The 22,293-nt window shown below is 73.1% G+C and carries 23 protein-coding genes; 22 read left to right on the forward strand and 1 reads right to left on the reverse strand.

Annotation, left to right across the window (positions count from 1 at the left end; genetic code table 11):
- Positions 1–17: 17 nt before the first annotated feature.
- The 11 genes from lepB (ACZ4K2_RS06435) to ACZ4K2_RS06485 all read left to right on the forward strand — a co-directional run bounded on the left by lepB (ACZ4K2_RS06435) (position 18) and on the right by ACZ4K2_RS06485 (position 9,569).
- Positions 18–719 carry a signal peptidase I gene (gene lepB / locus ACZ4K2_RS06435; RefSeq protein ID WP_467474313.1) on the forward strand — a complete coding sequence of 234 codons (702 nt, stop codon included), beginning with the start codon at positions 18–20 and terminating at the stop codon, positions 717–719.
- Positions 712–1,803 carry a signal peptidase I gene (gene lepB, locus ACZ4K2_RS06440; protein WP_467474315.1) on the forward strand — a complete coding sequence of 364 codons (1,092 nt, stop codon included), beginning with the start codon at positions 712–714 and terminating at the stop codon, positions 1,801–1,803. The genes lepB (ACZ4K2_RS06435) and lepB (ACZ4K2_RS06440) overlap by 8 nt, the downstream gene beginning before the upstream one ends.
- Complete coding sequence (lepB, locus tag ACZ4K2_RS06445; protein WP_467474316.1) at positions 1,691–2,698, forward strand: signal peptidase I; 1,008 nt, start codon at positions 1,691–1,693, stop codon at positions 2,696–2,698. Before lepB (ACZ4K2_RS06440) ends, lepB (ACZ4K2_RS06445) begins: the two co-directional genes overlap by 113 nt.
- 145 nt (positions 2,699–2,843) lie before the next feature.
- Entirely contained in the window at positions 2,844–3,626 is a 783-nt protein-coding gene (lepB, locus tag ACZ4K2_RS06450) for a signal peptidase I (RefSeq protein WP_467474318.1), read from the forward strand.
- Positions 3,616–4,146, forward strand: coding sequence for an NUDIX hydrolase (locus ACZ4K2_RS06455; protein WP_467474319.1), 531 nt, complete (start codon positions 3,616–3,618; stop codon positions 4,144–4,146). Before lepB (ACZ4K2_RS06450) ends, ACZ4K2_RS06455 begins: the two co-directional genes overlap by 11 nt.
- A gap of 56 nt (positions 4,147–4,202) precedes the next feature.
- Positions 4,203–4,511, forward strand: a complete 309-nt coding sequence (locus ACZ4K2_RS06460) for a DUF2469 domain-containing protein (RefSeq protein WP_014675276.1) — start codon at positions 4,203–4,205, stop codon at positions 4,509–4,511.
- 126 nt (positions 4,512–4,637) lie between these two features.
- Positions 4,638–5,000, forward strand: a complete 363-nt coding sequence (locus ACZ4K2_RS06465; RefSeq protein ID WP_467474320.1) for a YraN family protein — start codon at positions 4,638–4,640, stop codon at positions 4,998–5,000.
- The gene (locus ACZ4K2_RS06470) at positions 5,001–6,626 is read left to right on the forward strand and encodes a YifB family Mg chelatase-like AAA ATPase (RefSeq protein ID WP_467474321.1); all 1,626 of its coding nucleotides are present in this window, start codon (positions 5,001–5,003) and stop codon (positions 6,624–6,626) included.
- On the forward strand, positions 6,623–7,783 hold the full coding sequence (gene dprA, locus ACZ4K2_RS06475; RefSeq protein WP_467474322.1) for a DNA-processing protein DprA: 1,161 nt from the start codon (positions 6,623–6,625) through the stop codon (positions 7,781–7,783). Before ACZ4K2_RS06470 ends, dprA begins: the two co-directional genes overlap by 4 nt.
- Before the next feature lie 321 nt (positions 7,784–8,104).
- Positions 8,105–8,947 (forward strand): RNA polymerase sigma factor WhiG, encoded by an 843-nt coding sequence (whiG, locus tag ACZ4K2_RS06480; RefSeq protein WP_467474324.1) that lies wholly within the window; start codon positions 8,105–8,107, stop codon positions 8,945–8,947.
- A gap of 64 nt (positions 8,948–9,011) precedes the next feature.
- Positions 9,012–9,569 carry a TetR/AcrR family transcriptional regulator gene (locus ACZ4K2_RS06485; RefSeq protein WP_467474659.1) on the forward strand — a complete coding sequence of 186 codons (558 nt, stop codon included), beginning with the start codon at positions 9,012–9,014 and terminating at the stop codon, positions 9,567–9,569.
- Between the two features lie 102 nt (positions 9,570–9,671).
- Here ACZ4K2_RS06485 and ACZ4K2_RS06490 read toward each other — a convergent pair whose 3' ends face one another.
- Positions 9,672–10,241: a murein hydrolase activator EnvC family protein gene (locus ACZ4K2_RS06490; protein WP_467474326.1), complete on the reverse strand. Its 570-nt coding sequence runs from the start codon at positions 10,239–10,241 to the stop codon at positions 9,672–9,674.
- A 271-nt stretch (positions 10,242–10,512) separates the two neighbouring features.
- On the opposite strand from ACZ4K2_RS06490, the gene rpsB reads away from it, so the two are divergent.
- The 11 genes from rpsB (at position 10,513) to ACZ4K2_RS06545 (ending at position 22,291) form a co-directional block, all read left to right on the forward strand.
- The gene (gene rpsB / locus ACZ4K2_RS06495) at positions 10,513–11,442 is read left to right on the forward strand and encodes a 30S ribosomal protein S2 (RefSeq protein WP_467474328.1); all 930 of its coding nucleotides are present in this window, start codon (positions 10,513–10,515) and stop codon (positions 11,440–11,442) included.
- Positions 11,443–11,626: 184 nt separating this feature from the next.
- Positions 11,627–12,463: a translation elongation factor Ts gene (gene tsf / locus ACZ4K2_RS06500; RefSeq protein WP_467474329.1), complete on the forward strand. Its 837-nt coding sequence runs from the start codon at positions 11,627–11,629 to the stop codon at positions 12,461–12,463.
- Between the two features lie 216 nt (positions 12,464–12,679).
- Positions 12,680–13,438: a UMP kinase gene (pyrH, locus tag ACZ4K2_RS06505; RefSeq protein ID WP_467474330.1), complete on the forward strand. Its 759-nt coding sequence runs from the start codon at positions 12,680–12,682 to the stop codon at positions 13,436–13,438.
- A gap of 183 nt (positions 13,439–13,621) precedes the next feature.
- Positions 13,622–14,179, forward strand: a complete 558-nt coding sequence (gene frr, locus ACZ4K2_RS06510; RefSeq protein ID WP_467474332.1) for a ribosome recycling factor — start codon at positions 13,622–13,624, stop codon at positions 14,177–14,179.
- Positions 14,179–15,312: a phosphatidate cytidylyltransferase gene (locus ACZ4K2_RS06515; RefSeq protein WP_467474333.1), complete on the forward strand. Its 1,134-nt coding sequence runs from the start codon at positions 14,179–14,181 to the stop codon at positions 15,310–15,312. The genes frr and ACZ4K2_RS06515 overlap by 1 nt, the downstream gene beginning before the upstream one ends.
- A 184-nt stretch (positions 15,313–15,496) precedes the next feature.
- Positions 15,497–16,750 (forward strand): cytochrome P450, encoded by a 1,254-nt coding sequence (locus ACZ4K2_RS06520; protein ID WP_467474335.1) that lies wholly within the window; start codon positions 15,497–15,499, stop codon positions 16,748–16,750.
- Between the two features lie 19 nt (positions 16,751–16,769).
- Positions 16,770–17,105 carry a hypothetical protein gene (locus tag ACZ4K2_RS06525; RefSeq protein ID WP_467474337.1) on the forward strand — a complete coding sequence of 112 codons (336 nt, stop codon included), beginning with the start codon at positions 16,770–16,772 and terminating at the stop codon, positions 17,103–17,105.
- Between the two features lie 124 nt (positions 17,106–17,229).
- A complete protein-coding gene (gene rlmN, locus ACZ4K2_RS06530) occupies positions 17,230–18,336 on the forward strand; it encodes a dual-specificity RNA methyltransferase RlmN (RefSeq protein ID WP_467474338.1) in 1,107 nt (368 codons plus the stop codon).
- A gap of 213 nt (positions 18,337–18,549) precedes the next feature.
- Positions 18,550–19,623: a thiamine ABC transporter substrate-binding protein gene (locus ACZ4K2_RS06535; RefSeq protein ID WP_467474340.1), complete on the forward strand. Its 1,074-nt coding sequence runs from the start codon at positions 18,550–18,552 to the stop codon at positions 19,621–19,623.
- Between the two features lie 17 nt (positions 19,624–19,640).
- The gene (locus ACZ4K2_RS06540; RefSeq protein WP_467474661.1) at positions 19,641–21,272 is read left to right on the forward strand and encodes an ABC transporter permease; all 1,632 of its coding nucleotides are present in this window, start codon (positions 19,641–19,643) and stop codon (positions 21,270–21,272) included.
- Positions 21,272–22,291 carry an ABC transporter ATP-binding protein gene (locus ACZ4K2_RS06545; protein ID WP_467474342.1) on the forward strand — a complete coding sequence of 340 codons (1,020 nt, stop codon included), beginning with the start codon at positions 21,272–21,274 and terminating at the stop codon, positions 22,289–22,291. Before ACZ4K2_RS06540 ends, ACZ4K2_RS06545 begins: the two co-directional genes overlap by 1 nt.
- The last annotated feature ends 2 nt before the right edge of the window (positions 22,292–22,293 follow it).

Consider the following 22,293-nt stretch of genomic DNA (forward strand, 5'->3'; position numbering starts at 1 on the left):
GATACCATCTCGCCCCGATGAACACCGAAGCACAGCCGACGGAACGCGACCGCTCCTCCCACACCGGAACCCCGGGTGCGGAGGGCCGGTCGCGTTTCGCGTTGGCGGCGCGCGTCGCCGCATGGGTCCCGGGCGGCCGGATCACCCTCTCGGTCCTCGTCGGTCTGGCGTTCCTGCTGCTCCTCAACACCTTCGTGGCGCAGCCGTTCGAGATCCCGAGCGGCTCCATGGAGCAGGGGCTGCGGATCGGCGACCGGGTCCTCGTGAACAAGGCGGCCTACCGTTTCGGCGCCCAGCCGCGCCGCGGTGACGTGATTGTCTTCGACGGCACCGGGTATTTCGGGAACGCCGACTACATCAAGCGGGTGGTCGGTGTGGGGCGGGACCATGTGGTCTGCTGCGACAGGGAGCGGAGGATCGAGGTGAACGGCCGGCCGGTCGACGAGACGGCGTTCCTCCATCCCGGGGACAGGCCCTCCAGCGTTCCCTTCGACATCGTCGTGCCCCCGGGCCGCCTCTTCGTCCTCGGCGACCACCGCAGCGACTCCAGCGACTCCCGCGACCACCTCGGCTCGCCGGGCGGCGGCATGATCCCCGTGGGCGACGTCATCGGCCGCGCCGACTGGATCGTGTGGCCGTACCGCCACTGGACCAGGCTGACCCGGCCGGCCGCCTACGCGCACGTGCCCGCCGCTCCCGCGGAGGACGGCCATGGGTAACCGCGGCAGGCCGCGCGGGACGCCCGGCGGCCCGGCCGGCGACCCGCCGCCCGCCGGGGCGCGGCGCACCTCCGCCCCGGGCGGCGGCCGCACGCGCGCGGAGCGCCGCAGACTGCAGCGCAAGGTCAAGCGCAAGCGCAGGCGCTCGGCCGTCAGGGAGATCCCCCTCCTGGTGGGTGTCGCCGTCCTCATCGCGCTCGTGCTGAAGACGTTCCTCGTCCAGGCGTTCGTGATCCCGTCCGGGTCCATGGAGCAGACGATCCGGATCGGCGACCGGGTCCTGGTCGACAAGCTCACCCCCTGGTTCGGCGCCGAGCCCCGGCGCGGGGACGTCGTCGTCTTCCACGACCCGGGCGGCTGGCTCCAGGGCGAGCAGACCGCCGCGCAGGAGCCCCCCGTCGTCGTCAAGCAGCTCAAGGAGGGGCTCGCCTTCATCGGCCTGCTGCCGTCCGACAACGAGAAGGACCTGATCAAGCGGGTCATCGGGGTCGGCGGCGACCGCGTCAAGTGCTGTGACGCGCAGGGCCGCGTCACCGTCAACGGCGTACCGCTCACCGAGGGCGACTACCTCTACCCGGGGAACCCGCCCTCCTCCACCCCCTTCGACATCACCGTGCCCGAGGGCCGGCTGTGGGTGATGGGCGACCACCGGGAGAACTCGGCGGACTCCCGCGCCCACCAGGACACCCCCTTCGGCGGCACGGTCTCCGAGCAGTCGGTGGTCGGACGGGCCATGGTGATCGGCTGGCCCCTCGGCCACTGGACGCGCCTGGCGGAACCTAAAACCTTCGCAAGCGTCACCGACTCGGCCTCGCGGACGACCGCTGCTCCCCGCTGGTCGCATAGGGTTGAATCCGAGAATCCGAACGGAATGGCACAGCTCCCGACCCCTGCGGAACTCCCGCTCGTTATGGGAGTGGTGGGCCTGCGCCGTACGTGGGGCAGGCGGCGGCACAGAGTGAGGAGTTGGCGTGGGGGATGTGGCGGTAGGCGCACGGTCGGGACACGACGGCGAGGAGCACCGCGGGCGCCCCGTGGAGCCGCCCGCTCCCACCCAGGACGGCGCCATGACCTCCGGGAATGACGCGGCCGCGGGCGACGACGGCACGCCGCAGGACCCGCAGGGACCTCCCGGCGCGGCCGCGGACGACGGGTCGCCCGGGCCGAAGAAACCGCGCTCCTTCTGGAAGGAGCTGCCGATCCTGATCGGCATCGCGCTGGTCCTGGCGCTGCTGATCAAGACCTTCCTGGTGCAGGCGTTCTCGATCCCGTCCGACTCGATGCAGAACACCCTCCAGGAGGGTGACCGCGTCCTGGTCGACAAGCTCACCCCCTGGTTCGGGTCCGAGCCCGAGCGCGGTGAGGTCGTCGTCTTCCACGACCCGGCCGACTGGCTCGCGGGCGAGCCGACGCCGAACCCCAACCCGGTGCAGAAGGTCCTGAGCTGGATCGGCCTGATGCCGTCGGCGGAGGAGAAGGACCTGATCAAGCGGGTGGTCGGGGTCGGCGGCGACACCGTCGAGTGCAAGGGCAGCGGACCGCTGCGGGTCAACGGCAAGACGCTGAACGAGCCGTACGTCTACCCGGGGAACACGCCGTGCAGCGTGGACGACCAGGGCGGCCAGTTCAAGGTGAAGGTCCCCGAGGGCTACATCTGGGTGATGGGCGACCACCGCCAGAACTCCCGCGACTCCCGCTACAACCAGTCCGACAAGAACCACGGCATGGTCCCCGTCGACGAGGTCGTCGGCCGGGCGATCGTCAAGGCGTGGCCGATCAACCGCTGGGGCACCCTGCCGGTCCCGGACACCTTCGACCAGCCCGGTCTGGGGCAGCAGTCCTCCGCGGCCGCGTCCCTGACGGTGGCCCCGCAGAGCGTGGCCGTCGTCGCGGTGATGCCGTTCGCGCTCTGGCGGCGCAGGCGCGAGGACGCGCTCCGGACCGGACCGGAGAGCGGGACGCCGGCCGGACGGCCGTGACCCACGGCCTGGCCGCCGCCGGGCCCACCCGCCCCGCCGGGCCCGGGCCGCTCGGACCGGCCCGGGGCGAGCGCTCGCAGCCGGTTGACCGCGGACGGCGGGAGGGGCTGCCCCCGCTCGTGACCGGCGGGTAGGGTGCGGGTCCATGGGTGGCGAGAGCATGACGCGTACGGTCCCGCAGGGCGGCGGCACGGGCACCGCGCAGGCCGGCGGCCGGCTCGGGCAGCGGCTGTCCAACATCGCCGTGGCGCTGGGCCTGCTGCTCTTCCTGGGCGGATTCGCGTGGGGAGCACTGGTCTACCGCCCGTACACCGTGCCCACCAGCTCCATGACCCCCACGATCGACGCCGGCGACCGGGTGCTCGCCCAGCGCGTCGACGGCGGCGAGGTGCGCCGCGGTGACGTGGTCGTCTTCGAGGACAGGTCCTGGGTCGACAACGCCAAGGTGGTCAAGCGCGTGGTCGCCGTGGGCGGCGACACCGTCTCCTGCTGCACGCAGGGCAAGCTGACCGTCAACGGCAAGCAGATCGACGAGTCGTACCTGCCCGAGGGCAGCCTCGCCGAGATCCAGGGCTTCGGCACGGTCACGGTCCCTGCGGGCCGGCTGTTCCTGCTCGGCGACGAACGGCAGGGCTCCCTGGACTCCACCGCCCACCTCACGGACGCGGCGAAGGGCACCGTCTCCCGAAGCGCCGTCTCCGCGCGCGTGGAGGCCGTGGTCTGGCCCTGGCAGGGCGGGCTCAAGCGTCCCGCCGGCTTCGAACCGCTCGGCGCGCTCTCCCCGCCGGGCCCGCTGCGCACGATCGAGCTGCTGATCGTGGCCGGCGCGGTCCTGGTCCTCGGCGGCGGCGCCTACGGCCCGGTCGCGGGGCTGCTGAGCCGCTCCCGCACCCGCACCGCCCGGGTGGAGGCGGCACGTGTCCGCTGAGTCCGTCCGCCCGGCCGACGAGGCGCACGAGGGCGGGGGCGGCCCGCGCAGGGTGGCCCGGGTGGTCCTCCTCGACCCCGAGGACCGGATCCTGCTCCTGCACGGCCACGAGCCGGACGACCCGGCCGACGCCTGGTGGTTCACGCCCGGCGGGGGCCTGGAGGGCGCGGAGACCCACGAGGAGGCCGCACGGCGGGAACTCGTGGAGGAGACCGGCATCACCGACGTCGAGCTGGGACCCGTCCTGTGGCGGCGGCGCTGCTCGTTCCCGTTCGCCGGCCGCCGCTGGGACCAGGAGGAGTGGTACTACCTCGCCCGCACGCACCAGACGGTCACCGGGGCGACGGCGCTGACGGAACTGGAGCGGCGCAGCGTCCGCGGAGCGCGCTGGTGGACGTGTCGGGAACTGGCCCGGACGCATGAGACGGTGTACCCGACCAGGCTCGCCGAGCTGCTGCGCAAGCTGCTCGTCGAGGGGCCCCCGGACAGGCCGGTGACCCTGGAGACGGAAATCGTCTGAGGGTTCCGGGGTCTGGCGCACAATGGGGGGACCGCACGGCTGAAGGGGAACATGCCATGAGCGCCGAGGACCTCGAGAAGTACGAGACCGAGATGGAGCTGAAGCTCTACCGGGAGTACCGAGATGTCGTCGGTCTGTTCAAATACGTGATCGAGACCGAGCGGCGGTTCTACCTCACCAACGACTACGAGATGCAGGTGCACTCGGTGCAGGGCGAGGTGTTCTTCGAGGTGACGATGGCCGATGCCTGGGTCTGGGACATGTACCGGCCGGCCCGCTTCGTGAAGCAGGTACGCGTCCTGACTTTCAAGGACGTGAACATCGAAGAGCTGAACAAGAGCGACCTGGAGCTGCCGGGCGGCTGATGACCTGCGGTTGCGCGCGTTCTCACCCCTCCGGGTGACGGCTTTTTCCACAGCGGCCGGGTGGTCCACCAAGATCGACACCCTCGGCCGGAACGCGTGACGGTTGGCGCCGGAGGTGGTGCCGACATGAACGCACGGGAAGCGATCGGCAAGTACGGGGAGGACCTCGCCGCACGGTGGCTCGCCGAGGCCGGGATGACGATCCTGGAGCGCAACTGGCGCAGCGGGCGGTCCGGCGAGATCGACATCGTGGCGCGGGACGGGGACGCGGTCGTCGTCTGCGAGGTGAAGACGCGCCGGGGCGGCGCCTGGGAGCACCCGATGGCCGCGGTGACCCCCGGGAAGGCGGCCCGGCTCCGCGCCCTGGCCGCGCACTGGATCCAGGCCCACGGCGGGGCCCCGCCGGGCGGCGTCCGCATCGATCTGGTCGGCGTCGTCCTGCCCCGCCGGGGCGCCCCCACCGTCGAGCACGCGCGGGGGGTGGCCTGAATGGGGTTCGCCCGCACGTGCTCCGTGGCCCTCGTCGGCGTCGAGGGCGTCGTCGTCGAGGTCCAGGCCGACCTGGAACCCGGCGTCGCGGCCTTCACCCTGGTCGGCCTCCCGGACAAGAGCCTGACGGAGAGCCGGGACCGGGTCCGGGCGGCGGTGGTCAACTCGGGCGGAGAGTGGCCGCAGAAGAAGCTCACCGTCGGCCTCAGCCCCGCGTCGGTCCCCAAGGCCGGCTCGGGCTTCGACCTGGCCGTCGCCTGCGCGGTGCTCGGCGCCGCCGAACGGATCGATCCCCGGGTCCTCGCCGACATCGTCATGATCGGAGAGCTGGGCCTGGACGGCCGGGTGCGACCGGTCCGGGGCATCCTGCCGGCCGTCCTCGCGGCGGCCGACGCCGGCTACGAGCAGGTGGTCGTGCCGGAGTGCGCCGCGGCCGAGGCCGCGCTGGTCCCCGGCGTGTCCGTGCTCGGCGTGCGCAGTCTGCGGCAGCTCGTCGCCGTCCTGACCGAGGAGCCCGTCCCGGACGAGGCGCCCGACGAGCCGGGCCGGCCCGACCCGCTGCTGGCGGGGCTGCGGGTACCGGGGGCGGGCGCCGCCACCGGCATGCACACCACCGGGTCCGCGCAGTACGACCACGGCCACGACCTGGCGGACGTCGTGGGCCAGCTCTCCGCCCGGACCGCCGTGGAGGTGGCCGCCGCCGGCGGGCACCACCTGTTCCTGGAGGGCCCGCCCGGCGCGGGCAAGACGATGCTCGCCGAGCGGCTGCCCGCCGTCCTGCCCCGGCTCACCCGGGAGGAGTCGCTCGAGGTCACGGCGGTGCACTCGGTCGCCGGGCTGCTGCCCCCGGGCAAACCGCTCATCGACGCCGCCCCCTACTGCGCCCCGCACCACTCGGCCACGATGCAGTCACTCGTCGGCGGCGGCCCCGGCATCGCCCGCCCCGGCGCGGTCTCCCTGGCCCACCGCGGCGTGCTGTTCCTGGACGAGGCGCCCGAGTTCCGCAGCCAGACCCTGGACGCCCTGCGGCAGCCGCTGGAGTCCGGGCACGTGGTGATCGCGCGCAGCGCCGGCGTGGTCCGCTTCCCGGCCAGGTTCCTGCTGGTCCTCGCGGCCAACCCCTGCCCGTGCGGGCGCTTCTCGCTCCGTGACTCGCTGTGCGAGTGCCCGCCGTCGGTGATCCGCCGCTACCAGTCCCGGCTGTCCGGCCCCCTGCTGGACCGGGTGGACCTGCGCGTCGAGGTCGATCCGGTCACCCGGGCCCAGCTCACCGCGCCCGGCGCCCGCGGGGAGTCCACGGCGGCCGTGGCCGCCCGGGTGCGCCAGGCCCGGGAGCGGACGGCGGCCCGCCTGGCCGGCACCCCCTGGCGCGCCAACGGCGAGGTGCCCGGCCGCGAGCTGCGCAGCCGGTACCAGGCGGCCGCCGGGGCGATGGACGAGGCCGAACGCGGCCTGGAGCGGGGCCTGCTCACCGCCCGCGGCATCGACCGGGTGCTGCGCGTCGCCTGGACCGTCGCCGACCTCGCCGGACACGACCGCCCGGACGCGGGCGACGTGGCCCTCGCGCTGCACCTGCGCACCGGTGTCCCCCGGGGCGTGCCGATGGCCATCGGGGCGCCGGCGTGACCCGGGCCGGGGAGCCCGGTGACGACCTCCTCGGTCGCGTCCTGCTCGGGCGGGTGATCGAGCCGGGGGACGAGGCCGGCGGGCGGTGGGTGCGGGAGCACGGGGTGCGGGAGGTGGTGCGGCGGCTGCGCTGCGGCGGCCGGGCGCTGCCGGGCGTGAGCGGCACCCGGTGGGCGGGACTCGTCGCGCGGGCCGCGCGGGCCGAACCGGAGCGCGACCTCGCCGCGGCCCGGGACGCGGGGGCGCGGTTCGTGTGCCCGGGGGACGGCGAGTGGCCCCGCCAGCTCGACGACCTCGGGGACGCGCGGCCCCTCGGCCTGTGGGTGCGCGGCCGGCCGAACCTGCGCATGTGGGCGCTGCGCTCGGTGGCCGTCGTGGGCGCCCGCGCCTGCACCGCGTACGGCACCCACGCGGCGGCCACCCTCGCCTCCGGCCTCGCCGAGCGCGGCTGGGTCGTCGTGTCGGGCGGCGCCTACGGCATCGACGGCGCCGCCCACCGGGGCGCGCTCGCCGCCCGCGGCGCCACCGTCACCGTCCTGGCCTGCGGCGTCGACCAGCCCTACCCGCGCGGCCACGCGGCGCTGATCGCACGCATCGCGGAACAGGGGCTCGTGGTCGGCGAACTGCCGCCCGGCGATCACCCCACCCCCAGCCGGTTCATCCTGCGCAACCGGGTGATCGCCGCCCTGACCAGGGGGACCGTCGTCGTGGAAGCGGCCCGCCGCAGCGGCTCGCTGGCCACCGCGCGGGCCGCGCAGCGCCTGGGCCGGTTCACCATGGGCGTGCCCGGCCCGGTCACCAGCGCCCTCTCCGCCGGCGTCCACGAGCTGCTGCGCGAGGAGGCCGCCCTGGTCACCGAGGCCGGCGAGGTGATCGAACTGGTGGGTGACATGGGCGAGCTCGCGCCGGCCCGGCGGGGCCCGGTCCTCCCGCGCGATCTGCTGGCACCGGCCGCCCGCGCCGTGCTCGCGGCCCTGCCCGGGGACCGGGCCGCGCCCACCGGGGAGATCGCGCTCGGCGCGGGCACCACGCGGGACGAGGCGATCGCGAGGCTGTACGAACTCCGAGCACTTGGTTACGTCGAACGACACGGCGACGGCTGGAAGTTGACACGCCAGGCGCTGATCTCGGTCCGGAACGGCCGCCGCCCGTGCTGACCGACGGTGTTCGGCCGTCCGGGGGAACCCCGACGCCCTTGACGTTGCCCGGAGTTGGTGCCCCGGGGCAGTCACGCGCAGCGAGCCGCCGGGCACGCCCGCGCGCCCCGCACGAGCCCCTCGCGCAGGGGTGGCGCCCCGTTGTTCGCACACCGCGACTCCTCAGTCACGCTACGCTCACGACGGTGGCGGCGCAGACCGGACGAACCCGGCACCGGACCGACACCTCACCCAGTCAGCCCACTTCCCCGCACCAACCCCGCTTCCTCCCGCCGCGCGGCACTTCACGGCACTTCACGGCAGAACGGCACAAGGCGACGAATGCCCCAGCACACCTCCGGGTCCGACCGGGCGGCGCTCCCCCCAACCGCCCGCGACGGTGGCAGCGTGCGACCGCCCGCCCCCTCGACGCTCGAGGAGCTGTGGCGGTCGTACAAGGCGACGGGGGACGACCGGCTGCGGGAGCAGCTGATCCTGCACTACTCGCCCCTGGTCAAGTACGTGGCGGGCCGGGTCAGCGTCGGCCTGCCGCCCAACGTGGAACAGGCCGACTTCGTCTCCTCGGGGGTCTTCGGGCTGATCGACGCGATCGAGAAGTTCGACATCGACCGGGAGATCAAGTTCGAGACGTACGCGATCACCCGGATCCGCGGCGCGATGATCGACGAACTCCGGGCGCTGGACTGGATCCCCCGCTCGGTGCGGCAGAAGGCGCGGAACGTCGAACGCGCCTACGCCACCCTGGAGGCGCGGCTGCGGCGGACGCCGACGGAGGGCGAGGTCGCCGCCGAACTGGGCATGGAGGTCGAGGAACTGCACGCCGTGTTCAGTCAGTTGTCGCTGGCCAACGTCGTCGCCCTGGAGGAGCTGCTGCACGTCGGCGGCGAGGGCGGGGACCGGCTCAGCCTGATGGACACGCTGGAGGACACCGCCGCCGACAACCCGGTGGAGGTGGCCGAGGACCGGGAGCTGCGGCGGTTCCTCGCCCGGGCGATCAACACGCTGCCCGAACGCGAGAAGACCGTGGTCACCCTGTACTACTACGAGGGGCTCACACTCGCCGAGATCGGCAACGTGCTCGGCGTCACCGAGAGCCGGGTCAGCCAGATCCACACCAAATCGGTCCTCCAGCTACGGGCCAAGCTGGCGAGCTTCGGACGGTGACTCCTCCCTCACCGGACGACGGGTCCGTAAAGTGGTCGACGTGCCAAGGATTCGAGCGGCCTCCGTGGCCGAACACCGGTCGATGCAGCGAGCCGCCCTGCTGGACGCGGCTCGGTCCCTGCTCTCCGAGGGCGGGACCGAAGCGCTGACCTTCCCCGCGCTGGCCGAGCGGACGGGGCTGGCGCGCTCGTCCGTGTACGAGTACTTCCGGTCGCGGGCCGCCGTGGTCGAGGAACTGTGCGCGGTCGACTTCCCGGTGTGGGCGGCGGAGGTCGCGGGGGCGATGGAGCGCGCCGGCTCGGCCGAGGGCAAGGTCGAGGCGTACGTACGGCGGCAGCTCGCGCTGGTCGGGGACCGGCGGCACCGGGCCGTCGTGGCCATCTCCGCCAGCGAGCTGGACGCCGGGGCGCGGGAGAAGATCCGGGCGGCCCACGGGGGACTGGTCGCGATGATCGCCGAGGCGCTGGGCGAGATGGGCCACGAGCAGCCCCGGCTCGCGGCGATGCTGCTGCAAGGGGTGGTGGACGCGGCGGTCCGCAGGATCGAGCTGGGGGCGGCCGAGGACCCCGCGGTCATCACCGACGCCGCCGTGGCCATGGCCCTGCGGGGCGTCAAGGGCTGACGCCCGCCGGCACGCGCCGGACCGTCACCCGTACGGACGAGACGCTCACCAGCCGGTCCACGACGGCGCGGACGGCGGGTGCGGGGCCGGCCCCGCCGCCGCTCAGGGGTACACCGGCAGCAGGCGTGACGGGCCGCCGTCGAGCAGCCAGGGCGGCAGCAGGGACAGCGGGTCCAGGTACGTGCCGCCCCGCAGCAGGCCCCAGTGCACGCACGTCGCGGGGCCGCAGTGGGAGCCGCCCGGCTCCACCGTCCCCACCACCTCGCCCGCGCCCACCCGGTCCCCCTTCCCGACCGAGGGGCGCACCGGCTCGTACGTGGTGCGCAGATCCGTGCCCGCCAGCGCCACCGACACCACCCCGCGCCCGGCCACCCGCCCCGCGTACACCACCCGGCCGGCGGCCACCGCGCGCACCGGAGCACCGGCCGGGGCCCCCAGATCCACCCCGCGGTGCCCGGGGGCGTACACCGTCGCCGGCGGTTCCCAGCCCCGCAGGACCGGTGGGCGCAGGCCGACCGGCCAGGCGCGGCCGATCGCCGCGACCGGGGGCGCCGGAGCCGGGGGAGGGGCCGGGGAAGGGGTGTCCCCCCAGGCCGGAGGCGTGAGCGGAAGTGCCGACACGCCCAGCGGCAGGAGCGCCCACAGCACGGCGCGTCGCATCTCTCGTCGCATGGCGCAACCGTCCCGCATTCCCCTCGGCCCCGGTCCGGCCTGTGGACCACCCACCGGCTGTGGACAGCGCCGTCACCCGGTACCCCGTCGGTCCCGTACACTTCTTCTGGCGATCCGGGTCACCGGGTCGACTTCGCACGCCCCGGTACGGCAATCGGCAACGGTTCGTACCAAGCGCCCCTCGGTCCTTAGTGGCACGGCGCGTCGCGGGCGTCAGGCGCGACCGTCGTCCGGCGGACGCGGCACAACCGAGAACACCAAGGAGATGGCCATGGCCGTCGTCACGATGCGGGAGCTGCTGGAGAGCGGCGTCCACTTCGGTCACCAGACCCGTCGCTGGAACCCGAAGATGAAGCGCTTCATCTTCACCGAGCGCAACGGCATCTACATCATCGACCTGCTCCAGTCGCTGTCGTACATCGACCGCGCCTACGAGTTCGTCAAGGAGACCGTCGCCCACGGCGGCACGGTCATGTTCGTCGGTACGAAGAAGCAGGCGCAGGAGGCCATCGCCGAGCAGGCCACCCGCGTCGGCATGCCCTACGTCAACCAGCGGTGGCTGGGCGGCATGCTCACCAACTTCTCGACCGTCTACAAGCGTCTGCAGCGCCTCAAGGAGCTCGAGCAGATCGACTTCGAGGACGTCGCGGCCTCCGGTCTGACCAAGAAGGAGCTGCTGGTCCTCTCCCGCGAGAAGGCCAAGCTGGAGAAGACCCTCGGCGGTATCCGCGAGATGCAGAAGGTGCCCAGCGCCGTCTGGATCGTGGACACCAAGAAGGAGCACATCGCCGTTGGTGAGGCCCGGAAGCTGAACATCCCGGTCGTCGCGATCCTCGACACCAACTGCGACCCCGACGAGGTCGACTACAAGATCCCGGGCAACGACGACGCGATCCGCTCCGTCACCCTGCTCACCCGCGTGATCGCCGACGCCGTCGCCGAGGGCCTCATCTCCCGTTCCGGCGTCGCCACCGGTGACAAGGGCGAGAAGGCCGCGGGCGAGCCGCTCGCCGAGTGGGAGCGCAACCTGCTCGAGGGTGAGAAGAAGGACGAGGCTCCGGCCGCCGAGGCCGCCGCCGCTCCGGCCGAGGCTGCCGCTCCCGCCGAGGCTGACGCCGCTCCGGCCGAGGCCGAGGCTCCCGCCGAGGCCGCTGCCGCTCCGGCCGAGGGCGAGCAGGCCGCGGAGGGCGAGCAGGCCTGACGCCTGGTCCGTCAGCGTTCGACGGCGGGGGCGGTGCCGCATCCACAGCACCCCGGTGCGATGGAATCCGCCCCCGCTGTTCACCCGTAGGTCGGCACGTTGTCCGCGTTCCGCGCTCACATGTGGGGCGCACACCGTGCGGATCCAGAAGATCTCCCAGACTTCGAGAAAGACTCACAGACTCATGGCGAACTACACCGCCGCCGACGTCAAGAAGCTCCGTGAGCTCACCGGCGCCGGCATGATGGACTGCAAGAAGGCGCTGGACGAGGCCGAGGGCAACGTCGACAAGGCCGTCGAGGCGCTCCGCATCAAGGGCCAGAAGGGCGTCGCCAAGCGCGAGGGCCGCTCCGCCGAGAACGGCGCCGTGGTCTCCATCATCGCCGACGACAACTCCTCCGGCGTCATCGTCGAGCTGAAGTGCGAGACGGACTTCGTCGCCAAGGGCGAGAAGTTCCAGGCCGTGGCCCAGGCCATCGCCGAGCACGTCGCCAAGACGAACCCGGCCGACCTGGAGGCCCTGCTGGCCTCCGAGATCGAGGCCGGCAAGACCGTCCAGGCGTTCGTGGACGAGGCCAACGCCAACCTCGGCGAGAAGATCGTCCTGGACCGCTTCGCGCAGTTCTCCGACGGCTACGTCAGCGCCTACATGCACCGCACCATGCCCGACCTGCCCCCGCAGATCGGTGTCCTGGTCGAGCTGGACAAGCCGAACGCCGAGGTCGCCAAGGGCATCGCCCAGCACATCGCCGCCTTCGCGCCGAAGTACCTCTCCCAGGAGGACGTCCCGGCCGAGGTCGTCGAGTCCGAGCGCCGCATCGCCGAGGAGACCACCCGCGCCGAGGGCAAGCCCGAGGCCGCGATCGCCAAGATCGTCGAGGGTCGCGTCAACGGCTTCTTCAAGGACGCCACGCTGCTCGGCCAGCCGTACGCGCTGGACAACAAGAAGTCGGTCCAGAAGGTCCTGGACGAGGCCGGTGTCACCCTGAAGCGCTTCTCGCGCATCAAGGTCGGTATCTGAGTCCGGACCGCGATCGACGCGTGACCCCCGGGAAGATCCGCGAGGAGATCCCGGTAGGGTCGACCGCAGTCGCCCGCGCACACCGCCGCACCCCGGCGTGGAGCGGACGGCAGCAGATCTGACGAGGAGGCCATTGCCGCGCATGGGAGCGAAAAGCAACCCCATCGGCAATGGCCTTCTTCGTATGTGCAACACATGAAAGAGGCGGGATCCCCCATGACCACCAACGCCCAGACGAGCGACGACGGCAAAGTACGCGGCCGGTTTCTGCTGAAGCTGTCCGGAGAGGCCTTCTCCGGTGGCGGGGGCCTGGGCGTCGACCCGGACGTGGTGCACAAGATCGCCCGTGAGATCGCGGCCGTCGTGCGCGACGGAGCGCAGATCTCGGTCGTCATCGGCGGTGGCAACTTCTTCCGCGGCGCCGAGCTCCAGCAGCGCGGCATGGACCGCGCCCGTTCCGACTACATGGGCATGCTCGGCACCGTGATGAACTGCCTCGCCCTCCAGGACTTCCTGGAGAAGGAGGGCATCCAGTCCCGCGTGCAGACCGCCATCACCATGGGCCAGGTCGCCGAGCCCTACATCCCGCTGCGCGCCGTGCGGCACATGGAGAAGGGCCGCGTGGTCATCTTCGGCGCCGGCATGGGCATGCCCTACTTCTCCACCGACACCACCGCGGCCCAGCGCGCCCTGGAGATCGACGCCGAGGCGCTGCTCATGGGCAAGAACGGTGTGGACGGGGTCTACGACTCCGACCCCAAGACCAACCCCGACGCCGTCAAGTTCGACGCCCTCGGCTACGGCGAGGTCATCACCCGCGACCTCAAGGTCGCCGACGCCACCGCCATCACGCTGTGCCGTGACAACAAGCTCCCGATCCTCGTCTTCGAGCTCCTCACGGAGGGCAATATCGCCCGCGCGGTCAAGGGTGAGAAGATCGGCACGCTGGTGGGCGACCAGGGCACCCGGGACTGACCGGACGCCCCCGTCGCCGGGGGCACGCCACCTGTCCGGGGGACGGACAGGACGCGCCCCGGCCAGGGGATGGACAATGTCCTGCCGGTCGGGAACCGTGCAGGAAGAAGACGCGACGCAGCCGGCCGCCGCCCGCATGAGGAACCGCGGCCGGGCCTCACTCAAGACACGCAGGAGCAAGTGGTGATCGAAGAGACCCTCCTCGAGGCCGAGGAGAAGATGGAGAAGGCCGTCGTGGTCGCCAAGGAGGACTTCGCCGCGATCCGCACCGGCCGTGCGCACCCGGCGATGTTCAACAAGATCGTGGCCGACTACTACGGTGCCCTGACGCCGATCAACCAGCTGGCCTCGTTCTCCGTGCCGGAGCCGCGCATGGCGGTCGTGACCCCGTTCGACAAGAGCGCCCTGCGCAACATCGAGCAGGCGATCCGCGACTCCGACCTGGGCGTCAACCCCAGCAACGACGGCAACATCATCCGGGTGGTGTTCCCCGAGCTGACCGAGGAGCGCCGCCGCGAGTACATCAAGGTCGCCAAGGGCAAGGGCGAGGACGCCAAGGTGTCCATCCGCTCCGTGCGCCGCAAGGCCAAGGACGCCATCGACAAGATGATCAAGGATGGCGAGACCGGCGAGGACGAGGGCCGCCGTGCGGAGAAGGAGCTGGACGACCTGACGGCGAAGTACGTCGCCCAGGTCGACGAGCTGCTCAAGCACAAGGAAGCGGAGCTGCTCGAAGTCTGATGAGCGACTCTTCCTGGGGGGCGCCACCGTCGGCGGGGCAGGCCGGGTACTGGGGGCCCACGATGAGTGGGCCTGCCCAGGGGGCTGCCCCGGCGGGTCCCGCGTACGATGCGCCTGAGGCGCCGCAGACCCGCCCCATGCCCATCGTGCCCGACGTACCCGCGTACGGCGGTCACCAGGACGACGGCCGGGCGGCCGCCCGGCCGGGCGGCCCCCCGTTCCGAGACGAGACGTTCCAGGCCCGGGAACTCCCGGCCGAGACCCAGAACCCGGAGCCCATGCCCGACGTCCCCCACACGCCGCCGGCGCCGCAGAAGAAGAGCGCGGGCCGTGACCTGGGCGCCGCCATAGGCGTCGGGGTCGGGCTCGGTGTGGTCATCGTCGCGTCCCTGTTCGTCGTCAAGGCCGTGTTCGTCGGCGTGATCGCGGTCGCGGTCGTCGTCGGCCTGTGGGAACTGACCAGCAGGCTCCAGGAGCGCAAGGGCATCAAGGCGCCGCTCGTGCCGCTCGCGGTCGGCGGCGCGGCGATGGTCGCCGCCGGCTACGTCCGCGACGCCGAGGGCGCGTGGGTCGCCATGGCCCTGACCGCCCTGGCCGTGCTGGTCTGGCGCATGACGGAACCGCCGGAGGGCTACCTCAGGGACGTCACGGCCGGTGTCTTCGCCGCGTTCTACGTGCCCTTCCTCGCCACCTTCGTCGCGATGATGCTGACCGCCCACGACGGTTCCTGGCGGGTGCTGACCTTCCTGGTGCTGACGGTCGTCAGCGACACCGGCGCCTACGCGGTCGGCTGGCGCTTCGGCAAGCACAAGCTCGCCCCGCGCATCAGCCCCGGCAAGACCCGCGAGGGCCTGCTGGGTGCGGTGCTGTTCGCGATGGCCGGGGGCGCGCTGTGCATGGAGTTCCTGATCGACGACGGCATCTGGTGGCAGGGCCTGCTGCTGGGCCTCGCGGTCGCGGTCAGCGCCACGCTGGGCGACCTCGGCGAATCCATGATCAAGCGGGACCTGGGCATCAAGGACATGGGCACCCTGCTCCCCGGCCACGGCGGCATCATGGACCGCCTCGACTCGCTGCTGCCGACGGCACCGGTGGTCTGGTTGCTGCTGGTGGTGTTCGTCGGCTCCGCCTGACCCGCGCACGCTCCACGGCTGCCGGGCCCCCGTCCTGACGCGGACGGGGGCCCGGCAGCCGTCTTGCCGGTCGCCGCCCCCGGATGCCGCAGCACGAGTCGGCGCCCGGGGCGCGGACGCGGCAGACTCCCTCTGGGGACGGCGGTCCCACCGCCGCCCGGCGACGCAGCAGGGAGTGTGCCCGATGCCCCTCGACCCCGCACCCGGCCGGGCCCCGCTGCGCCGGTGCGCCGGCCCGCCCGTCCCGCCGGTGCGGTCCTGGGCCGTCGACGACCTGCCCGCGCTCGCCCCCGACCCGTTCCTCGACGAGGCCCTGGGCGACGAACCGGTCACCCGGATCAGGCTGCCGCACGGCGCCGGCTGGGCCTGGCTCGTCACGCGGTACGAGGACGTCCGCTTCGTCACCTCCGACCCGCGCTTCTCCCGGGCCCGGGTGGCCGGCCGCGACGTCACCGCGATGCGCCCGGTGCCGGTCGCCTCCCAGAGCGCCGGCCTGCAGTACGTCGACCCGCCCCGGCACACCGTGCTGCGCGGTGTCGTCGCCCGTGCGTTCACCGGCCGGAGCATGCGGCGGCTGCGCCCGCTCGCGGAGCGCAGGGCCGCCGGGCTGCTCGACGGGATGGCCCGGGCCGGTGCCCCGGCCGACCTCATGGAACACCTGCACGGCCCGTTCCCCGTCGCCGTGCTCCACGACTTCCTGGGCGTGGCGGAGACGGACTGGCACCGCTGGGCCGCCACGGGGGAGGCCCTGCTGTCCGCCGGCGCCGGCTCCGCCGCCCGCGCCCGGGAGGCCGCCGGGACGACCCGCGCCCTGATCACCGAATTGCTGCGGACCCGCCGCGAGGACTCCCGCGACGACCTGGCGGGCGTGCTGGCCCGGGCCGCCGCCACCGGGGAGATCACCGACGACGAGGCGGTCTCCCTCGCCATGGCGGTACAGGTCAGCGGCGGCCACGCGGTCCGCAACAACAGCGGTTCGATGATGTACGCGCTGCTCACCCACCCCGGGCACCTGGACCGGCTGCGCCGTGAACCGGGGCTGCTGCCCAGGGCGGTGGAGGAACTGTTCCGCTACGTCCCGCACCGCAACGGCGTCGGCATCCCCCGGATCGCCACCGAGGACGTCGAGATCCGCGGCCGGCTGGTCCGGGCCGGGGACGTCGTCTACAACGCCTACCTCGCCGCCAACCGCGACCCAAGGGTGTTCCCCGGCCCCGGCGCCCTCGACTTCGACCGAGACGGAGCCTCCCACGTCGCCTTCGGCCACGGCCCCCACCACTGCCTGGCCGCGGCCATGGCCCGCATGGAGGCCGAGGTCATGATCGGTGCCGTCCTGTCCCGCTTCCCCGGCATCCGGCTGGCCGTGCCCCCCGGGGAGGTCGAGTTCCAGCGCGGCGGCCTGATCCGCGGCCCGAAGTCCCTCCCGGTGACCTGGTGACGGAAGCCCGGGCCCGCACATGTCCGGTAGGACCGCCGGATGCGGCTGCGTGGTGTGGGCGGCGCTCGGGGGACCACCCTGGACCCGCGCCGTGTCGGCGGCGGCCCTCGCCGCGGGCGAACTGGCCCGCGACGCCCACCGCCGCAGCCGCCGGCACCGCGCCCGCGGCTTCGGGCCGACCATGAACGGCGGCGAACAGGTCTCGTCGAAAGCCGGTGTCCGACGCCCGTTCGTCAGTCAGGATGCTCCCGAGGGTCTCGGCGCGTTCCTGAGGGGTGACGTGCTACCGCCGCCCAGCGCGTTCACGCGGGCGGTCACGGCACACCGCCGCAGGAGGGAAGCCGAGACGGCCTGAGCGCCCCGGGCCCGCACCCACGGCCGCGGCGCTCTCGCCGGTGTCCGGCGGCAGTGCGTGTCTCCGGTCCACCGCGAGCGACGGTCCCAGGTCACCCAAGTCGATCTGCGACACTGGATGCACCATGCCCAAGCCCGGAGAACTCACTTTTGTCGCGCCGCGCGGAGCCAAGAAGCCGCCGCGGCATCTCGCCGATCTCTCGCCCGCCGAGCGCAAGGACGCGGTGGCCGAGGCGGGGGAGAAGCCGTTTCGTGCCAAGCAGCTCTCGCAGCACTACTTCGCGCGGTACGCGCACGACCCGGAGCAGTGGACGGACATCCCCGCCGGTTCGCGTGCCAGGCTCCGGGAAGCGCTGTTCCCGGAGCTGATGACCGTCGTGCGGCACCTGTCCACCGACGAGGGGACCACCCGCAAGACGCTGTGGCGGCTGTTCGACGGGACCCTCGTCGAGTCCGTGCTGATGCGGTACCCGGACCGGGTCACCATGTGCATCAGCTCGCAGGCCGGATGCGGGATGAACTGCCCGTTCTGCGCGACCGGGCAGGCCGGGCTGGACCGGAACCTGTCCACCGCCGAGATCGTCCACCAGATCGTGGACGGGATGCGGGCCCTGCGGGACGGCGAGGTGCCGGGCGGCCCGGCGCGGCTGTCCAACATCGTCTTCATGGGCATGGGCGAGCCCCTCGCCAACTACAAGCGGGTCGTCGGCGCCATCCGCGCGCTCACCGACCCCGCCCCGGACGGCCTCGGGCTGTCCCAGCGCGGGATCACGGTGTCCACCGTCGGACTCGTCCCGGCCATCCACCGGTTCGCCGACGAGGGCTTCAAGTGCCGGCTGGCCATCTCCCTGCACGCCCCCGACGACGAGCTGCGCGACACCCTCGTCCCCGTGAACACGCGGTGGAAGGTGCGCGAGGTGCTCGACGCCGGGTTCGAGTACGCCGCGAGGAGCGGGCGCCGGCTGTCCATCGAGTACGCGCTGATCCGGGACATCAACGACCAGGCGTGGCGCGGTGACCGGCTCGGCCGGCTGCTCAAGGGCAGGCCCGTGCACGTCAACCTGATCCCGCTGAACCCGACGCCCGGGTCGAAGTGGACCGCCTCCCGGCCCGAGGACGAGAAGGCGTTCGTCGAGGCCATCGCCGCCCACGGGGTGCCGGTGACCGTCCGGGACACCCGGGGGCAGGAGATCGACGGAGCCTGTGGCCAGCTCGCGGCCACCGAGCGGTAATCTGGCCGGGTCCACACATCTTCATATTCCGACAGGGGAGCGCCACAGCGCTGAGAGTGCGGCGGACAGGGCCGCAGACCCTCTGAACCTCGCCCAGGTCATTCTGGGTAGGGAGTTCGGACACCACTCAAGCTGTTGCGCCCTGCCCGGGCTCCTGGCCAGGAGCCCGGGCAGGGCCGCGTCTCTTCCTGGCCAACCCCAGGAGGACAACCAGTGCAGAACAAGACCTTCGTGGCCGTGGCGGCCGGGCTCGGCCTGATCGGCCTGTCCGCGTGCGGTTCCGGCGGGAGCGGGACGTCCGCCGACTCCAAGACCGTCACCCTGGTCAGCCACGACTCGTGGGCCGTCTCGAAGAACGTCCTCGCGGACTTCGAGAAGCGGTCCGGGTACCGGGTGCGGGTCCTGGAGGACGGCGACGCCGGCCAGGCCGTCAACAAGGCGATCCTGACCAAGGATCACCCGCAGGGCGACGTCTTCTTCGGCGTCGACAACACGCTGCTGTCCCGGGCCCTCGACAACGGCCTGTTCCAGCCGTACGCGGCCAAGGGGCTCGGCAAGGTCGGCGCCGCCTACCAGCTCGACCGGGACCGGCACCGCGTCACGCCCGTCGACTACGGCGACGTCTGCGTCAACTACGACAAGGCCTACTTCAGCGAGCACAGGCTGGCCCCGCCGCGGTCCTTCGCGGATCTCGCCGAGCCGCGGTACAAGAACCTGTTGGTCACCGAGAACGCGGCCACCTCCTCACCGGGCCTCGGCTTCCTGCTGGGCAGCGCCGCGCGGTTCGGGGACGAGGGCTGGCAGGGCTACTGGAAGAAGCTGAAGGACAACGGCGTCAAGGTCGTCGACGGCTGGGAGCAGGCCTACGACCAGGAGTTCTCCGGTTCCGCGCAGGGCAGGAAGGCCGGCGGCGACCGGCCGCTCGTCGTGTCGTACGCCTCCTCGCCGCCCGCCGAGGTGATCTACGCGAAGAAGCCGCCCGCCACCGCCCCGACGGGCGTGGTGGCCGGCACCTGCTTCCGCCAGGTCGAGTTCGCCGGGCTGCTGAGCAACGCGGCGAACACCGAGGGCGGCAAGGCGCTCGTCGACTTCCTCGTCTCCAAGGAGTTCCAGGAGGACATGCCGCTGAACATGTTCGTCTACCCGGTGCTCGACGGGGCGAAGGTGCCCGCCGAGTTCACGCGGTACGGACCGGCGGCCCGGAACCCCGAGACGCTCGCGCCCGGGAAGATCGCCGCCAACCGCGACCAGTGGGTCAAGTCGTGGACCTCGCTCGTAGTGAAGTAGCCCCGCGCAGGCGGGACCTGCGCGGCGGCGCCGTACGGCTCGCCCTGACCGCCCTGCCCGCCCTGTTCTTCGCGCTGTTCTTCGCCTGGCCCGTGGCCGCGATCGTCGCGCGCGGACTGAAGGCGGACGGCGCCTGGCGGTTCGGGCGGATCGCGGACGTGGTGGCGCAGCCGGACATCCGGCACGTGCTGTGGTTCACTACCTGGCAGGCGCTCGCCTCCACGGCGCTCACCCTGCTGCTGGCGCTGCCCGCCGCGCATGTCTTCGCCCGCTTCGACTTCCCCGGCAAGCAGGTCCTGCGGGCGGTCGTCACGGTGCCGTTCGTGCTGCCGACCGTCGTGGCCGGCAGCGCGTTCCTCGCCCTCGTCGGCCGCGGCGGGCTGACCGACGAGCTGTGGGGCGTACGGCTGGACACCACGGTGTGGGCCATCCTGCTGGCCCACGTCTTCTTCAACTACGCCGTCGTCGTCCGCACCGTCGGCGGGTTGTGGGCGCAGCTCGACCCCCGGCAGGAGGAGGCCGCCCGGATGCTCGGCGCCTCCCCGGCGGCGGCCTGGCGCAAGGTCACCCTGCCCGCGCTCGCGCCCGCCGTGGCCGCCGCCGCGCTGATGGTGTTCCTGTTCACCTTCACCTCCTTCGGCGTGGTGCAGATCCTCGGCGGCCCTGCCTTCTCCACCCTCGAAGTGGAGATCTACCGGCAGACCACCGAGGCCTTCGACCTGTCCACGGCCGCCGTCCTCACCCTCGTGCAGTTCGCGGCCGTCGGCGCCGTCCTGGCCGTGCACGCCTGGACGGTACGGCGGCGGGAGACCGCGCTGCGCCTCGTCGACCCCGCGGTGACCGCGCGCCGGCCGCGCGGGGCCGGGCAGTGGGCCTTGCTCGCCGGGGTCCTCGGCACCGTCGCGCTGCTGCTGGTCCTGCCGCTCGCCGTGCTCGTCCGGCGTTCCTTCGAGGGCGCCGGCCTCGGCTACTACCGCGCCCTGACCGCGTCCGACGGCGGTACGTTCCTGGTGGCGCCGGTGCACGCGGTGTGGACCTCGCTGGAGTACGCCGTCGCCGCCACCGCCATCGCCGTGGTGATCGGCGGCCTCGCCGCGGCCGCACTGGCCCGCCGGGACGCCGGCCGGCTGCTGCGGGGCTTCGACGCGCTGCTGATGCTGCCGCTCGGCGTCTCCGCCGTGACCGTCGGCTTCGGGTTCCTGATCGCGCTCGACGAGCCGCCGCTGGACCTGCGCCAGTCCTGGATCCTGGTGCCGCTCGCCCAGGCGCTGGTCGGCGCCCCCTTCGTCGTCCGGACCATGCTGCCCGTGCTGCGGGCGGTGGACACCCGGCTCAGGGAGGCGGCCGCGGTGCTCGGGGCCTCGCCCTGGCGGGTGTGGCGGGAGGTGGACCTGCCGCTGGTGCGGCGGGCGCTGCTGGTCGCCGCCGGGTTCGCGTTCGCCGTGTCGCTGGGCGAGTTCGGGGCGACCGTGTTCATCGCCCGGCCCGACAACCCCACCCTCCCGGTCGCGGTGGCCCGGCTGCTCAGCCGCCCCGGGGAACTCAACTACGGGCAGGCGATGGCCCTTTCGACCATTCTGATGGTGGTGTGCGCCGCCGCGCTGCTGATCCTGGAACGGCTGCGTACCGACCGGACGGGGGAGTTCTGATGCTGCTGACCCTGGATGCCGCGACCGTGCGCTTCGGCGGGCGGGCCGTGCTCGACGCGGTCGGCCTGGAGGTGGCCGAGCACGAGGTGGTGTGCGTGCTCGGACCCAGCGGCAGCGGGAAGTCGACGCTGCTGCGGGCCGTCGCCGGGCTCCAGCGGCTGGACTCCGGCCGGGTGCTGCTCGACGGCCGGGACCAGTCCGGGGCGCCCGCGCACCAGCGGGGCGTCGGGCTGATGTTCCAGGACCACCAGCTCTTCCCGCAGCGGGACGTCGGCGCGAACGTGGCGTTCGGGCTGCGCATGCGCGGGGTGGCCAAGGACGAACGGGAGGCCGAGGTGGGCCGGTTGCTCGACCTGGTCGGGCTGCCGGGGGCGGCCCGGCGGGCCGTGGCCTCGCTGTCGGGCGGCGAGCAGCAGCGGGTGGCCCTCGCCCGGGCGCTCGCGCCCCGGCCCCGGCTGCTCATGCTGGACGAGCCCCTCGGCCAGCTCGACCGCTCGCTGCGCGAGCGGCTGGTCGTCGAACTGCGGGAGCTGTTCGGCCGGCTGGGTACGACCGTGCTCGCCGTCACCCACGACCAGGGGGAGGCGTTCGCGCTGGCCGACCGGGTGGTGGTGATGCGGGACGGGCGGATCGCGCAGTCCGGGACGCCCGTCGAGGTGTGGCAGCGGCCCGCCGACGCGTTCGTGGCGCGCTTCCTCGGCTTCGAGAACGTGGTCGGGGCGACGGTCGCCGGTACGGCCGCGGACAGCGCGTGGGGCAAGCTGCCCGTCCCCGACGGCTCGGCGCAGGGCGGCCGTTCGGTCCTGGTCCGCCCCGCCGGCGTCCGTCTCGTACCGGCCGACCAGGGGCTGCCCTGCACGGTGACCGCCCGCACCTTCCGGGGCACCCACGTGGCGGTCCGCCTCCAGCCGGCGGACGGCCCGCGGCTGGAGGCGGCCTGCGCGCTCCGGGACGCACCGGAGCCGGGCAGCGCGGTCGGGGTGGAGTTCGACGCGTCCGAGATCGTGGTGCTGGACTGAGC

This window comes from Streptomyces sp. NPDC025833, assembly GCF_055558055.1.

What these genes read in the sequence shown, in the direction of transcription:
- tsf (WP_467474329.1), top strand. Translation starts at nt 11,627, where the DNA reads ATGGCGAACTACACCGCCGCCGACGTCAAGAAGCTCCGTGAGCTCACC.
- whiG (WP_467474324.1), top strand. Translation starts at nt 8,105, where the DNA reads ATGCCCCAGCACACCTCCGGGTCCGACCGGGCGGCGCTCCCCCCAACC.
- rlmN (WP_467474338.1), top strand. Translation starts at nt 17,230, where the DNA reads ATGCCCAAGCCCGGAGAACTCACTTTTGTCGCGCCGCGCGGAGCCAAG.
- ACZ4K2_RS06520 (WP_467474335.1), top strand. Translation starts at nt 15,497, where the DNA reads ATGCCCCTCGACCCCGCACCCGGCCGGGCCCCGCTGCGCCGGTGCGCC.
- pyrH (WP_467474330.1), top strand. Translation starts at nt 12,680, where the DNA reads ATGACCACCAACGCCCAGACGAGCGACGACGGCAAAGTACGCGGCCGG.
- lepB (WP_467474315.1), top strand. Translation starts at nt 712, where the DNA reads ATGGGTAACCGCGGCAGGCCGCGCGGGACGCCCGGCGGCCCGGCCGGC.
- ACZ4K2_RS06460 (WP_014675276.1), top strand. Translation starts at nt 4,203, where the DNA reads ATGAGCGCCGAGGACCTCGAGAAGTACGAGACCGAGATGGAGCTGAAG.
- ACZ4K2_RS06525 (WP_467474337.1), top strand. Translation starts at nt 16,770, where the DNA reads ATGTCCGGTAGGACCGCCGGATGCGGCTGCGTGGTGTGGGCGGCGCTC.
- ACZ4K2_RS06490 (WP_467474326.1), bottom strand. Translation starts at nt 10,241, where the DNA reads ATGCGACGAGAGATGCGACGCGCCGTGCTGTGGGCGCTCCTGCCGCTG.
- ACZ4K2_RS06465 (WP_467474320.1), top strand. Translation starts at nt 4,638, where the DNA reads ATGAACGCACGGGAAGCGATCGGCAAGTACGGGGAGGACCTCGCCGCA.
- ACZ4K2_RS06515 (WP_467474333.1), top strand. Translation starts at nt 14,179, where the DNA reads ATGAGCGACTCTTCCTGGGGGGCGCCACCGTCGGCGGGGCAGGCCGGG.
- lepB (WP_467474318.1), top strand. Translation starts at nt 2,844, where the DNA reads ATGGGTGGCGAGAGCATGACGCGTACGGTCCCGCAGGGCGGCGGCACG.
- lepB (WP_467474313.1), top strand. Translation starts at nt 18, where the DNA reads ATGAACACCGAAGCACAGCCGACGGAACGCGACCGCTCCTCCCACACC.
- rpsB (WP_467474328.1), top strand. Translation starts at nt 10,513, where the DNA reads ATGGCCGTCGTCACGATGCGGGAGCTGCTGGAGAGCGGCGTCCACTTC.
- ACZ4K2_RS06545 (WP_467474342.1), top strand. Translation starts at nt 21,272, where the DNA reads ATGCTGCTGACCCTGGATGCCGCGACCGTGCGCTTCGGCGGGCGGGCC.
- ACZ4K2_RS06470 (WP_467474321.1), top strand. Translation starts at nt 5,001, where the DNA reads ATGGGGTTCGCCCGCACGTGCTCCGTGGCCCTCGTCGGCGTCGAGGGC.